Raw genomic sequence first — 12,682 nt, forward strand, 5'->3', positions numbered from 1 at the left:
GACAGGGTCAGGAGGCAGGGTCCGCCGGGTGCGGGGCGAGCAGCGGCAGCCCCTTGGGCAGGGCGGCGAGCCGCTCCTCGCACAACTCGACCAGCTTCGCGTACCCCTCGGGGCCCATCAGCTCGGTCAGCTCCGGGCCGTAGGAGACGTACACCGGGTCGCCGGCGCCGTGCGCCGAGGTCGCCGACGTGCACCACCAGTGCAGATCGTGGCCGCCCGGGCCCCAGCCGCGCCGGTCGTACTCGCCGATCGAGACCTGGAGCACGCGCGTGTCGTCCGGCCGGTCGATCCACTCGTAGGTCCGCCGGACCGGCAGCTGCCAGCAGACGTCCGGCTTCGTCTCCAGGGGCTCGCGCCCCTCCTTGAGGGCGAGGATGTGCAGCGAACATCCCGCGCCGCCCTCGAAGCCCGGGCGGTTCTGGAAGATGCACGAGCCGTTGTACGGGCGGGTCTGCCGCTCGCCGTCCTCGTCCTTCGACACCCAGCCGGTCTCCGTACCGACGTCATGGTGCTGCCAGATGTCGGGAGTGAGCCGGGCCACGAACCCCGCCACGCGCTTCTCGTCGTCCTCGTCCGAGAAGTGGGCGCCCAGCGTGCAGCAGCCGTCGTCCGCGCGCCCCGCCTGGATGCCCTGGCAGCCACTGCCGAAGATGCACGACCAACGAGAGGTCAGCCATGTCAGATCACAGCGGAAGACCTGCTCGTCGTCGGCCGGATCCGGGAACTCGACCCAGGCGCGCGGGAAGTCGATGGACTTCTCGTCCTGCTTCAAGTCCCGGCCCTGCTTCAGCAGTGCCGACTTGGCCTTCTTGTCGCTCTTACCGCTCTTGTCGGCCTTGGCCTTTTTCGTCTTTGGCACCGTTCCAGAGTAAGGCGCCGGGGGAGTTCGCTCGGACCTTCCCTGCCAGGGGACCTCACGGGCGCAGTAGCGTTCCGTACATGAGACTCGGTGTCCTCGATGTGGGTTCGAATACGGTCCATCTGCTGGTGGTGGATGCACACCCGGGTGCCCGGCCGTTGCCCGCGCACTCGCACAAGGCCGACCTGCGGCTCGCCCAACTCCTCGACGAGCGCGGGGCGATCGGCCCCGACGGCGTGGAGCGGCTCGTCGGCACGGTCACCGAAGCCCTGGAGGCCGCCGAGGACAAGGGCGTCGAGGACCTGCTGCCGTTCGCCACGTCGGCGGTGCGGGAGGCGACCAACGCCGACGAGGTCCTGGCCCGCGTCAAGGACGAGACCGGCGTCGAGCTGCGGGTGCTCAGCGGCGAGGAGGAGGCCCGGCTCACGTTCCTGGCTGCCCGCCGGTGGTTCGGCTGGTCGGCGGGCAAGCTGCTGGTCCTCGACATCGGCGGCGGCTCGCTGGAGATCGCGTACGGGATCGACGAGGAGCCGGACGCGGCGGTGTCGCTGCCGCTCGGCGCCGGGCGGCTGACGGCCGGCTGGCTGCCCGGCGACCCGGCCGACCCCGCGGACGTCAAGGCGCTGCGACGGCATGTGCGGGCGCAGATCGCGCGCACGGTGGGGGAGTTCAGCCGGTTCGGGGCGCCGGACCATGTCGTCGCCACGTCCAAGACGTTCAAGCAGCTGGCCCGGCTCGCCGGGGCGGCCCGCTCCACCGAAGGGCTCTACGTCCAGCGGGAGTTGAAGCGCAGATCCCTGGAGGACTGGGTGCCCCGGCTCGCCGCGATGACGGAGCCCGAGCGCTCGGAACTCCCCGGCGTCTCGGAGGGCCGCGCGGGCCAGCTCCTCGCCGGAGCGCTGGTCGCGGAGGGCGCGATGGACCTCTTCGGCGTGGAAACCCTCGAAATCTGCCCCTGGGCCCTACGAGAGGGAGTAATCCTCCGTCGCCTGGACCACATGCCGTCACGCCCATAACCCAGGGCCCCGGGCCGCCGCCCTCGCGCCACTGCCCCGCCGCCTCCGGTGACCTGCCGCCCCCCCCCGCCTTGGGCAATCTGCCGCCAGGGGCGGCAGGGTGGGCAAGGCGGCACCCCAGCGCGGGGCAAGCGCCCATCGGGCCCCCACCGCGGCCCGGCCCAGCCCCACCCAGCCCCACCCGGGCCCACCCGGGCCCGCCCGGCCCCCCGAACCCCCGGTTCCGGCCAAGCCACCCCACCCCCCAAAGGACCGCCTCCCCACCCCATCCAGAAGGCCCGTACTCTGTCCCCGTGGCAGAACCAGTGGTGCGCATCCCGGATGCGAAGGTCGCCCTGTCGACGGCCTCGGTCTATCCGGAGTCCACGGCGACGGCCTTCGAGATCGCCGCACGCCTGGGCTACGACGGCGTAGAGGTCATGGTCTGGACCGACCCCGTCAGCCAGGACATCGAGGCCCTGCGCCGCCTCAGCGACTACCACCAGATCCCGATCCTGGCCGTCCACGCCCCGTGTCTGCTGATCACACAGCGCGTCTGGTCCACCGACCCCTGGACGAAGCTGCAGCGCGCGAAGGCCGCCGCGGAACGGCTCGGCGCCTCGACGGTGGTCGTCCACCCGCCCTTCCGCTGGCAGCGCCAGTACGCCCGGGACTTCGTCGGCGGCATCTGGCGGATGGCGGACGAGACGGACGTCCGGTTCGCCGTCGAGAACATGTACCCGTGGCGCTACCGGGACCGCGAGATGCTCGCGTACGCCCCCGACTGGGACGTCACGAAGGACGACTACCGTCACTTCACCGTCGATCTCAGCCACACGGCGACCGCCCGCACCGACGCGATGCACATGATCGACCGCATGGGCGACCGGCTCGGCCACGTCCACCTCGCGGACGGCAACGGCTCGAACAAGGACGAGCACCTGGTCCCCGGCCGCGGCACCCAGCCCTGCGCCGAACTCCTCGAACGCCTCGCGACCGGCGGCTTCGACGGCCATGTCGTGATCGAGGTCAACACCCGGCGGGCCATGTCGAGCGCCGAGCGCGAGGCGGACCTGGCCGAGGCCCTCGCCTTCACCCGCCTGCACCTGGCCTCCGCGGTCCGGGTGCCGCGTTCATGACGGAACCCGCGCGCCGCAGGGGACGGCCGTCCCGTACGGCGACGGAGGGCGGCCCGGACACGCGTGAGCTGATCCTCGCCGCGGCCCGCGAGGAGTTCGCCGAGCGCGGCTTCGAGAAGACGTCCGTACGCGGCATCGCGAAGGCGGCCGGCGTCGACGCGGCGCTCGTGCACCACTACTTCGGCACCAAGGAACAGGTCTTCGCCGCGTCGATCGAAGTGGCGTTCGCCCCGGCCCTGCAGGCGCCCGCCGCGGTGGAGGACGGACCGCTCGACGCGGTCGGGGAGCGGCTGACCCGCTTCATCTTCGGAATCTGGGAGAACCCGGCGACCCGGGCCCCGCTGCTCGCCATCGTCCGTTCCGCCGTCAACAACGAGACCGCGGCCGCCGTCTTCCGGCGGCTGATCGCGGCCCAGCTGCTCTCCCGGCTCGCCCGCCGCCTCGACGTGCCCGAGCGGGAGGCCGAGCTGCGGGTCTCGCTCGCCGCCGCGCAGCTGGTGGGCACGGCGATGCTCCGCTACGTGATCAAGGCGGAGCCGCTGGCGTCCGCCGACGCCGAGGACGTCATCGCCCGCCTCGCGCCGGTGGTCCAGCGGCACCTCACAGGACCGTAGAGAGCACCGGACCCATCCCGGGACCCACCGGATCGCGTAGATCATCGTGACTGGCGGTTGAGACAGCCGTCCCGCCATCCGGACACCCGGTTCCCATGACAGAGCGGCGGCGTAGGCTCGTGAGCCTGTCTTTTCTCTCTGACGGTCTGCCCCGCAGACCCGACCTGAAGGAGCGAGCGGCGATGCCCGAGCTGAGGTCCCGCACAGTCACCCACGGCCGCAACATGGCGGGCGCCCGCGCCCTTATGCGCGCCTCCGGTGTACCCGGTGCGGACATCGGCCGGAAGCCGATCATCGCGGTCGCCAACTCGTTCACGGAGTTCGTGCCCGGCCACACGCACCTGGCTCCGGTCGGCCGCATCGTGAGCGACGCGATCACGGCCGCGGGCGGCATCGCCCGCGAGTTCAACACGATCGCGGTCGACGACGGCATCGCGATGGGCCACGGCGGCATGCTCTACAGCCTCCCGTCCCGGGAGCTGATCGCGGACTCGGTCGAGTACATGGTCGAGGCGCACTGCGCGGACGCACTGGTCTGCATCTCGAACTGCGACAAGATCACGCCCGGCATGCTGATGGCGGCGCTCCGCCTCAACATCCCGACGGTCTTCGTCTCCGGCGGCCCGATGGAGTCCGGCCGCGCCACGCTCGTCGACGGCACGGTCCGCACGCTCGACCTGGTCGACGCGATGTCGGAGGCGGTCAACGACAAGATCTCCGACGAGGACATCCTCCGTATCGAGGAGAACGCCTGTCCGACCTGCGGCTCCTGTTCCGGCATGTTCACGGCCAACTCGATGAACTGCCTGACGGAGGCCATCGGCCTCTCCCTGCCGGGCAATGGCTCGGTGCTCGCCACGCACACCGCCCGCAAGGCGCTGTACGAGCGCGCGGGCGCGACCGTCGTCGAGCTGACGAAGCGCTACTACGGCGAGGACGACGCCTCGGTCCTGCCGCGCAACATCGCCACGCACGCGGCGTTCGAGAACGCGATGGCGCTCGACATCGCCATGGGCGGCTCCACGAACACGATCCTGCACCTGCTGGCCGCCGCGCAGGAGGCCGAGGTCGACTACAACCTCGACCACATCAACGCCGTCTCGCGCCGCGTCCCCTGCCTGGCCAAGGTCGCGCCGAACGTCGCGGGCGCGAAGACGTACTACATGGAGGACGTGCACCGCGCGGGCGGCATCCCGGCCCTGCTCGGCGAGCTGTACCGCGGCGGTCTGCTCAACGAGGACGTGCACACCGTCCACAGCCCCTCCGTCAAGGAATGGCTGGACACCTGGGACATCCGCAGCGGCGCCACGTCCGAGGAAGCCCTCGAAATGTGGCACGCGGCCCCCGGCTGCGAGCGCTCCGCCACCGCCTTCTCCCAGTCCAAGCGCTGGGAGACCCTCGACACCGACGCCGCGGGCGGCTGCATCCGCGACGTCGCGCACGCCTACTCCAAGGACGGCGGCCTCGCGGTCCTCAAGGGCAATCTGGCGGAGGACGGCTGCGTCGTGAAGACGGCGGGCGTCGACGAGTCGATCTGGACCTTCGAGGGCCCGGCCGTCGTCTGCGAGTCGCAGGAGGAGGCCGTCCAGAAGATCCTCACCCAGCAGGTCAAGGAGGGCGACGTCGTCGTCATCCGCTACGAGGGCCCCAAGGGCGGCCCGGGCATGCAGGAGATGCTGTACCCGACCTCGTACCTGAAGGGCCGCGGCCTCGGCAAGGCCTGCGCCCTGGTCACCGACGGCCGCTTCTCCGGCGGCACCTCGGGCCTGTCCATCGGCCACGCCTCGCCCGAGGCGGCCTCCGGCGGCACGATCGCGCTCGTCGAGGACGGCGACCGCATCCGCATCGACATCCCCAACCGCACCATCGAACTGCTGGTCACGGACGAGGAGCTGGACGGCCGGCGCGCGGCCTTCGACGGGGTGTACGCCCCGAAGAACCGCGAGCGCAAGGTCTCCCAGGCCCTGCGCGCGTACGCCGCGATGGCCACCAGCGCCGACAAGGGCGCGGTCCGCGACGTGTCGAAGCTCGGCTGAGGCACCGCCTCACCAGTCTTCGGGGTGGCTCCCGTCCATCCCGAAGACACTGCCGTCGGGCGCGCTCGCGAACACCTTCCCGCCGATCACCACGGGCGCCGGCAGATAGGCGACCAGCCGGTCGGAGCGCGGGGCGGGCCGCGGGCGCGTCTGCGCGAGCGGCGCCCCGCTGCGCGCGGACGCGGCGAGCAGCCGCCCGTCGGTCGCCGTGTAGTAGAAGCTGTCGCCCGCCGCGACCGGGCCCGAGGGACGGCTGACCGAGGTGTCCCGCTGCCAGCGCACCGCGTCCGCCCGCGCCGTGCCCGGCCGCGTGTCGACGGCGGAGAGCAGGCCACCGTCCGAGTACACGTACACCGTCCCGCCGCTCTCGACCGCCTGCGCCTGATCGACCGGTACGGGCATGGCGACCCGGCGCACCGCGTGGGTGCGGGTGTCGACCCTGACCACGGCGTCGGTCATCTGCCGCAGGTCAATGGAGAGCAGGTGCAGCGCGCCGTCCCCGGCCGCGAAGGGGTGCAGATCGCCCGCCGCGCGGGTCGACCACCGCACCCGCCCGTCGCTCGCGGACACCGCGCTGACCGTGGTCGCGGAGCCGTCCGCGGTGGGCGTCGCCCTGAAGAACGTATCCGCGCCGTCGGCCACCCACTGTGCCTGGGCCCCGTCGAGGTCCTTGGTCCACCGGGGCCGCCCGGTCGCACTGTCCAGGGCCCGCACGGTGCCGTCCGGCGCGATGAGCAGCGTGGTCCCCGCGGAGTGCTGGACGGCGTCGACGCCCGAGGTGGTGTGGGTCCAGCGGGCCTTTCCCGTACGGGGATCGAGCGCCGTCAGCCGGTCGTCCGCGACGACGTGCAGCAGCCCGCCGGACAGAGCCGAGGGCCCCTGCGGCTTCCCGCCCGTCCGGTGCCGCCACAGGATCCGGCCGTCCGCCGGATCGAGCCGCGCGGCGACGCCGTCACCCGTCACGCAGTACAGCGCGTCCGCGTCCGCGGTGCAGGCGGGCGGATCGCCGCCCGACGCGTCGAGCCGGACGCTCCAGGGGGCGAAAGCGGCGGTGGCGGCGGTCAGCCCGGGCCGCTCCGCGCCTTCCCGGCCGTCCGAGGTCAGCGCGCCGGTGGTCAGCGCCGCGACGCCCCCGACGAGCAGTACGCCCACGGCGGCGGCCAGGATCACCCGGCGCCGCCGCCCGCGCCCCGCCGTACCGGTGCCGGTGGCCGCCGCACGACCGGTCCGCGTGAGGAACCGCGCACCTGCGGAGGCGACCCGCTCACTCGGATCCGGCCCGCGCTGCACCGGTATGCGCGCCACCGCCGCCCGCGGTTCCTCCGGGAGGTCGCGCAGGGCGTCCATGATCTCGGCGGGGGAGGGCCGCCCGGCCGGGTCCTTGGCCAGACAGCGCCGGATCAGCGGCACGAGCGCGTCGGGGACGCCGGACAGCTCCGGTTCGTCGTGCACCACCTGGTACGCGACGAGGTACGGGCTGTCGGAGTCGAAGGGGCCGCGGCCGCTCGCCGCGTGGGCGAGCACGGCGCCCATGGCGAACACATCGGCGGCGGGGCCCACTTCGCGCGGCCGCTGGAACTGCTCCGGCGCCATGAAGGGCGGCGAACCGATCAGCTTGCCCGTCTCCGTACGCAGTTCACTGTCGACGGGACGCGAGATGCCGAAGTCGATGACCTTGGGGCCGTCCGCGGCGAGCAGCACATTGCTCGGCTTGAGATCGCGGTGGACCACGCCCGCCCGGTGGATGTCGCGCAGCGCCTCCGCGAGCCCGGCGCCGAGCCTGCGCACCTCGGAGACGTCCAGCGCGCCGTTCCGCTTCACACGTTCCGCGAGGGTGTCGCCGGGGATGAACAGCGTGGCCATCCACGGCAGGCGCGCGGCGGGGTCGGCGTCCACGACCGGCGCGGTGAACGCGCCGCTGACCCGGCGCGCGGCGCTGACCTCCTGCCGGAAACGGGCCCGGAACTCGGGATCGGCCGCGTAATGGGCATGGACCACCTTGACGGCGAGCCGCAGCCCCGAGGCGGACGTGGCCAGATGGACCACGCCCATGCCGCCCGTTCCCAGGCATTCCTCCAGGCGATAGCGACCGGCATACCCCGGACGCTCCGCTTCCGGCCCGGGTCCGGTGCTGCGCAGCGGCGGCATCGTCCACCCCCGTGTACTTGAGTCCGCAAGCGCGACGCACGGAGCCTAGTCGATGCTTCGTGCGATGCCTCAGGGGCTTGCTAGCCTGCGCGAGTCGCAGCGCGCGACGCGCGTCACACACGTCAACGGGGGAGATACAGATGGCAGTTGAGAACGCCGGCATAACCGATATCGCGGACACCGGCGACGCCGGGAGCACGACCGAGGCCGTCGCCGCGACGGCCACCCGCTACCCGGTCGCCCCGGGCGTCCGCCTGAAGGTGCGCAGCGGCCCCGGCACCCAGTACCAGCTGGTGCGCACCCTGCCGCTCGGCGCCAGCGTGCCGATCACCTGCCAGAAGCCCGGCGAGTGGGTCGCAGGCACGTACGGCACCACGAACATCTGGGACAACATCGGCAGCGGCCAGTACGTCTCGGACTCCTACGTGAAGACAGGCAGTGACGGTTACGTGGCAGGGCGCTGCTCCTGACGCACCGCACCGGGCGCACCGGGCCGGTCCCGCGCACCCCGCGGCCCGGCCCGGTGATAATCGAACCGTGAGCGACGACACCGGCACCCCCACTGCGAGCACCTCCACGGCGAGCGGCCCCGGCCAGGACACCCCCGGCCCCCGCCCCGAGGAGATCCGTTTCTTCGGTACGACCTGGGCCGACCACACCGGTCACTACGGGCTGCGCCGCGCAGGCGTCGGCATCGGCGCCCTCGTCCTGGCCGTCGCCGGCTGCTTCGTGCTGCGCTTCGCCTACCAGGGCCTGGCCCTGGCCGACGTGGGCTCCTTCGTGAACGTCCTGCTCGTCGCCGCGTTCGCGATCTGCAGCGCCCTAGGCTTCAGCCGGACCTGGGGCGGTTTCAGCGAGCGCCCCGACCCCGAGAAGCAGGCGTCCCTGCGCGGCTTCCTCGCGATCGGCTTCGTCGGTGTCCTCGTCGCGTACGCGCTGCGCTGCCTGACCGAGGCCCCGGGCGAGAAGCTGCGGCGGCGGGAGTACGAGACCGCCCGCGAGCAGTACGAGCGCCGTACGAAGCGACGCACCGGCAACCCGGCCAGGAAGAAGTCCGGCGGCAAGCAGCGCAAGGCCTGACCGCCTCCTGACACCTGGCCCTCCTGACACCCGGAGCCGCGCACCGTCACGATGGCGCCATGACAGACGAACCGCCGCTCGACGCCCGCCCGGCCTCCGACTTCGCGCTCTCCTTCGACGGGGTCGCCGCCCAGTACGCCACGGCCCGCCCGGCCTACCCGCTCGAACTCTTCGACGCCGTCGAGGAACTGGCGGGCACCTCCCTGCGCGGCAAACGGGTCCTCGACGTGGGCGCGGGCACCGGCATCGCCACGGCCCTGCTGCGCGACCGGGGCGCCGACGTCGTCGCCGTCGAACCGGGACCCGGCATGGGCGCCCAGCTCCGCACGACCCTCCCCGACGTCCCGCTGGTCCGCGCCTACGGCGACGCCCTCCCGTTCGCCGACGCCACCGCCGACCTCGTCACGTACGCCCAGTCCTGGCACTGGACCGACCCGGCCCGCTCGGTCCCGGAGGCGCTGCGCGTCCTGCGCCCCGGCGGCGCGCTCGCCCTGTGGTGGAACGTCCCGGACCCGGACGTCGCCTGGTCCGACGCCCAGGAACGCCGCCTTCAGGAACGCCTGCCCGGCTACCACCGCCACGGCGTCAGCGCCGACGCGGTCCGCCTGGTCACCGAGCTGGGCCTGACCCCGGCCCCCACCACCGTCTTCCGCCGCCTGCACTGGACCCGCCGCATCCCGGTCGACCTGCACCTGGCCCATCTCGCCAGCCGCTCGTACTTCGTGGTCATGGGCTCCGAGCGCGCCAAGCCGGTCCTGGACGACGAACGCGCCCACCTCCTGCGCGACTTCCCCGACGGCACGGTCGACGACGCCTACGCCGTGGAGCTCACCGTCGTACGCCGCCCATGACCTTGACCGCACCGCCCCCGGGCGGGATATTCATCATGTGATGAATAAACCAACGGGCATGCCGGACGCCACGGCGGGGGACACGGGGACCGGAGTCCGGCCGGCGGTCCACGCCACCGGCCTCACGGTCGTCCGCGGCACCCGCCCGGTCCTGCGCGACCTCACCTTCACGGTCCCGCGCGGCCGGATCACCGGCCTCCTGGGCCCGTCCGGCTGCGGCAAGTCGACCCTGCTGCGCGCCCTCGTCGGCACCCAGGCCAAGGTCACCGGCACCCTCACGGTCCTCGGCCACCCGGCGGGCCACCCGAGCCTGCGCTCAAGAGTCGGCTACGTCACGCAGGCCCCGTCCGTCTACCTCGACCTGACGGTCGCCCAGAACCTGGACTACTTCGCCGCGGTCCTCCTCCCCGGCGCCGGCCGCGCGGCAGCGGCCCGCCGCCGCGCGGAGGCCGACCGGGTCCTGGCCGCCGTCGACCTCACCACCCACGCCCACGCCCTCGCCGGAACGCTCTCCGGCGGCCAGCTCAGCCGGGTCTCCCTGGCGGTGGCCCTGATCGGCACCCCCGACCTCCTGGTCCTGGACGAACCGACGGTCGGCCTCGACCCCGTCCTCCGGCGCGACCTGTGGCGCCTCTTCCACGACCTCACGCGGACCCACGGCACCACCCTCCTCGTCTCCTCCCACGTCATGGACGAGGCCGAGCGCTGCCACCGCCTCCTCCTCATGCGCGACGGCGCACTCCTGGCCGACGACACCCCCGAGGCCCTGCGCGCCGCCACCGGCACGGACACGGTCGAACAGGCCTTCCTGAACCTGGTGGACGCCGCATGAACATCCACCGCACCACCGCCACCGCGACCCGGGTCCTGCGCCAGCTCCGCCACGACCCCCGCACCATCGCCCTGATGCTTCTGGTCCCGTGCCTGATGCTGCTCCTGCTGCGCTACGTGTTCGACGGCAGCCCCGGCACCTTCGACTCCATCGGCGCCTCGCTCCTCGGCATCTTCCCGCTGATCACGATGTTCCTGGTGACCTCGATCGCGACCCTGCGCGAACGCACCTCGGGCACCCTGGAACGCCTCCTCGCGATGCCCATGGCCAAGGGCGACCTGATCGCGGGCTACGCCCTCGCGTTCGGCACCGTCGCGGTCGTCCAGTCGGCGCTGGCCACAGGCCTCGCCCTCTGGGTCCTCGACCTGAACGTCACGGGCTCGGCCTGGCTGCTCCTGCTGGTGGCGCTCCTCGACGCCCTGCTCGGCACGGCCCTCGGCCTCTTCGTCTCGGCCTTCGCGGCCTCCGAGTTCCAGGCGGTCCAGTTCCTGCCGGCGGTGATCTTCCCCCAGCTCCTCCTCTGCGGCCTGTTCACGCCCAGGGACCGCATGCAACCCGCACTGGAGGCGATCTCGAACGTCCTCCCCATGTCGTACGCGGTCGACGGCATGAACGAGATCCTGCGCCACCCGGACCCCACCGCCACCTATCTCCGAGACGTCCTGATCGTCGCGGGCTGCACCGTCCTGGTCCTGGTCGTCGGCGAGGCCACCCTGCGCCGCCGTACGCCCTGACGCCCGTCCGCCCACCGGACACCCGCCGGACCCCGGCCGCCCCGGTGCGAGGATGCCCACGACCCATGCACGGAACGGAACGACGCAAGCCAAGCACCACGGGAGGTCCACGCCCATGAGCCACAAGGTCGCCGTACTCGGCACAGGCAAGATCGGTGAAGCCCTGCTCAGCGGAATGATCCGCGGCGGCTGGGCCCCGGCGGACCTCCTGGTCACGGCCCGCCGCCCGGAGCGCGCCGAGGAACTGCGCACCCGGCACGGCGTCACCCCCGTCACCAACCAGGAGGCGGCCAAGCAGGCCGACACCCTGATCCTCACGGTGAAGCCCCAGGACATGGGCACGCTCCTGGCCGAGCTCTCCCCCCACATCCCCGCGGACCGCCTGATCATCAGCGGCGCGGCCGGCATCCCCACCACGTACTTCGAGGAGCGCCTCCCCGAGGGAACCCCGGTGGTCCGCGTCATGACGAACACCCCGGCCCTCGTCGACGAGGCGATGTCCGTCATCTCCGCCGGCACCCACGCCACGGAGGCCCATCTCGCGCACGCCGACGCGATCTTCGGCTCGGTCGGCAAGACCCTCCGCGTCCCGGAGTCCCAGCAGGACGCCTGCACGGCCCTCTCCGGCTCGGGCCCGGCCTACTTCTTCTACCTGGTCGAAGCCATGACGGACGCGGGCATCCTCCTCGGCCTGCCCCGCGACAAGGCCCACGACCTCATCGTCCAGTCCGCGATCGGCGCGGCCACGATGCTCCGGGACAGCGGCGAACACCCGGTCAAGCTCCGCGAGAACGTCACGTCCCCCGCGGGTACGACCATCAACGCCATCCGCGAGCTGGAGAACCACGGCGTACGGGCCGCCCTCATCGCCGCCCTCGAAGCAGCCCGCGACCGCAGCCGCGCCCTGGCCTCCGGCAACAACAACTGACAACTGCCTCCCGCACGGGCCCGGGGCACGAGGTTGACACGTCCCGGGCTGGTCCGTAGTGTGCTCCGAGTTGTCCGACGTGAGCGCCGACTCCGGTTGGTCCCCGGGCAGCCATTCCGCAAGACCCACTCAAACGCACGATGACCGGTTTCTCCGTGTCGTCGTCACACCGTTTGCGCGCGCTTTTGCGAAATGAGGAAACTCCGTTCGAAAGGACGGAGAGCCTGGACCCCGATTAGCTCGGGAGCCGGGATTCCGCTAAAGTCTCACTCGTCGGAACGGCCCAACAGCCGGGAAGACAAACCCCGCTGACTGGGAATCAGGCCCGAAAGGATCTGATAGAGTCGGACTCGCCGGAAAGCCGAAAGGCCGGAAAGCGAAGCAAGACCCCGAGGAAATCGGCCGGTGAAACGGTCTGATAGAGTCGGAAACACGAAATACCGAAGGGAAGCGCCCGGAGGAAAGC

At 72.2% G+C, this 12,682-nt stretch carries 12 protein-coding genes; 10 read left to right on the forward strand and 2 right to left on the reverse strand.

From position 1 onward, the window contains the following. Window positions 1-7: 7 nt before the first annotated feature. A complete protein-coding gene (locus ACFVDP_RS28785) occupies window positions 8-859 on the reverse strand; it encodes a hypothetical protein (RefSeq protein WP_383495696.1) in 852 nt (283 codons plus the stop codon). Window positions 860-939: 80 nt separating this feature from the next. On the opposite strand from ACFVDP_RS28785, the gene ACFVDP_RS28790 reads away from it, so the two are divergent. The 4 genes from ACFVDP_RS28790 (at window position 940) to ilvD (ending at window position 5,643) form a co-directional block, all read left to right on the forward strand. Further along, window positions 940-1,875: a Ppx/GppA family phosphatase gene (locus ACFVDP_RS28790; protein ID WP_383495699.1), complete on the forward strand. Its 936-nt coding sequence runs from the start codon at window positions 940-942 to the stop codon at window positions 1,873-1,875. Between the two features lie 293 nt (window positions 1,876-2,168). Continuing rightward, on the forward strand, window positions 2,169-2,993 hold the full coding sequence (locus tag ACFVDP_RS28795) for a sugar phosphate isomerase/epimerase family protein (protein ID WP_383495702.1): 825 nt from the start codon (window positions 2,169-2,171) through the stop codon (window positions 2,991-2,993). Continuing rightward, window positions 2,990-3,607 (forward strand): TetR family transcriptional regulator, encoded by a 618-nt coding sequence (locus tag ACFVDP_RS28800; RefSeq protein WP_383495706.1) that lies wholly within the window; start codon window positions 2,990-2,992, stop codon window positions 3,605-3,607. The genes ACFVDP_RS28795 and ACFVDP_RS28800 overlap by 4 nt, the downstream gene beginning before the upstream one ends. Window positions 3,608-3,789: 182 nt before the next feature. Then, window positions 3,790-5,643, forward strand: coding sequence for a dihydroxy-acid dehydratase (gene ilvD, locus ACFVDP_RS28805; protein ID WP_383495709.1), 1,854 nt, complete (start codon window positions 3,790-3,792; stop codon window positions 5,641-5,643). A 9-nt stretch (window positions 5,644-5,652) separates the two neighbouring features. Here the strand turns inward: ilvD and ACFVDP_RS28810 are convergent, their stop codons facing one another. Further along, window positions 5,653-7,791, reverse strand: a complete 2,139-nt coding sequence (locus tag ACFVDP_RS28810) for a serine/threonine-protein kinase (RefSeq protein ID WP_383495712.1) — start codon at window positions 7,789-7,791, stop codon at window positions 5,653-5,655. Window positions 7,792-7,931: 140 nt separating this feature from the next. On the opposite strand from ACFVDP_RS28810, the gene ACFVDP_RS28815 reads away from it, so the two are divergent. The 6 genes from ACFVDP_RS28815 (at window position 7,932) to proC (ending at window position 12,216) form a co-directional block, all read left to right on the forward strand. Continuing rightward, window positions 7,932-8,261 (forward strand): peptidase, encoded by a 330-nt coding sequence (locus tag ACFVDP_RS28815; RefSeq protein ID WP_383495715.1) that lies wholly within the window; start codon window positions 7,932-7,934, stop codon window positions 8,259-8,261. A gap of 67 nt (window positions 8,262-8,328) precedes the next feature. Continuing rightward, window positions 8,329-8,871 (forward strand): EamA/RhaT family transporter, encoded by a 543-nt coding sequence (locus tag ACFVDP_RS28820; RefSeq protein WP_383495718.1) that lies wholly within the window; start codon window positions 8,329-8,331, stop codon window positions 8,869-8,871. 59 nt (window positions 8,872-8,930) lie between these two features. Then, window positions 8,931-9,722: a class I SAM-dependent methyltransferase gene (locus tag ACFVDP_RS28825; protein WP_383495720.1), complete on the forward strand. Its 792-nt coding sequence runs from the start codon at window positions 8,931-8,933 to the stop codon at window positions 9,720-9,722. 58 nt (window positions 9,723-9,780) lie between these two features. Then, entirely contained in the window at window positions 9,781-10,554 is a 774-nt protein-coding gene (locus tag ACFVDP_RS28830) for an ABC transporter ATP-binding protein (protein WP_383495723.1), read from the forward strand. Beyond that, complete coding sequence (locus ACFVDP_RS28835) at window positions 10,551-11,288, forward strand: ABC transporter permease (RefSeq protein WP_383495726.1); 738 nt, start codon at window positions 10,551-10,553, stop codon at window positions 11,286-11,288. The genes ACFVDP_RS28830 and ACFVDP_RS28835 overlap by 4 nt, the downstream gene beginning before the upstream one ends. 115 nt (window positions 11,289-11,403) lie before the next feature. Continuing rightward, entirely contained in the window at window positions 11,404-12,216 is an 813-nt protein-coding gene (gene proC / locus ACFVDP_RS28840; protein WP_383495729.1) for a pyrroline-5-carboxylate reductase, read from the forward strand. Window positions 12,217-12,682 lie beyond the last annotated feature (466 nt).

This window comes from Streptomyces sp. NPDC057694 (assembly GCF_042799415.1).
In the GTDB taxonomy this organism is placed as follows: domain Bacteria; phylum Actinomycetota; class Actinomycetes; order Streptomycetales; family Streptomycetaceae; genus Streptomyces.

What these genes read in the sequence shown, in the direction of transcription:
- ilvD (WP_383495709.1), top strand. Translation starts at nt 3,790, where the DNA reads ATGCCCGAGCTGAGGTCCCGCACAGTCACCCACGGCCGCAACATGGCG.
- ACFVDP_RS28815 (WP_383495715.1), top strand. Translation starts at nt 7,932, where the DNA reads ATGGCAGTTGAGAACGCCGGCATAACCGATATCGCGGACACCGGCGAC.
- ACFVDP_RS28800 (WP_383495706.1), top strand. Translation starts at nt 2,990, where the DNA reads ATGACGGAACCCGCGCGCCGCAGGGGACGGCCGTCCCGTACGGCGACG.
- ACFVDP_RS28835 (WP_383495726.1), top strand. Translation starts at nt 10,551, where the DNA reads ATGAACATCCACCGCACCACCGCCACCGCGACCCGGGTCCTGCGCCAG.
- ACFVDP_RS28810 (WP_383495712.1), bottom strand. Translation starts at nt 7,791, where the DNA reads ATGCCGCCGCTGCGCAGCACCGGACCCGGGCCGGAAGCGGAGCGTCCG.
- ACFVDP_RS28825 (WP_383495720.1), top strand. Translation starts at nt 8,931, where the DNA reads ATGACAGACGAACCGCCGCTCGACGCCCGCCCGGCCTCCGACTTCGCG.
- proC (WP_383495729.1), top strand. Translation starts at nt 11,404, where the DNA reads ATGAGCCACAAGGTCGCCGTACTCGGCACAGGCAAGATCGGTGAAGCC.
- ACFVDP_RS28830 (WP_383495723.1), top strand. Translation starts at nt 9,781, where the DNA reads ATGCCGGACGCCACGGCGGGGGACACGGGGACCGGAGTCCGGCCGGCG.
- ACFVDP_RS28790 (WP_383495699.1), top strand. Translation starts at nt 940, where the DNA reads ATGAGACTCGGTGTCCTCGATGTGGGTTCGAATACGGTCCATCTGCTG.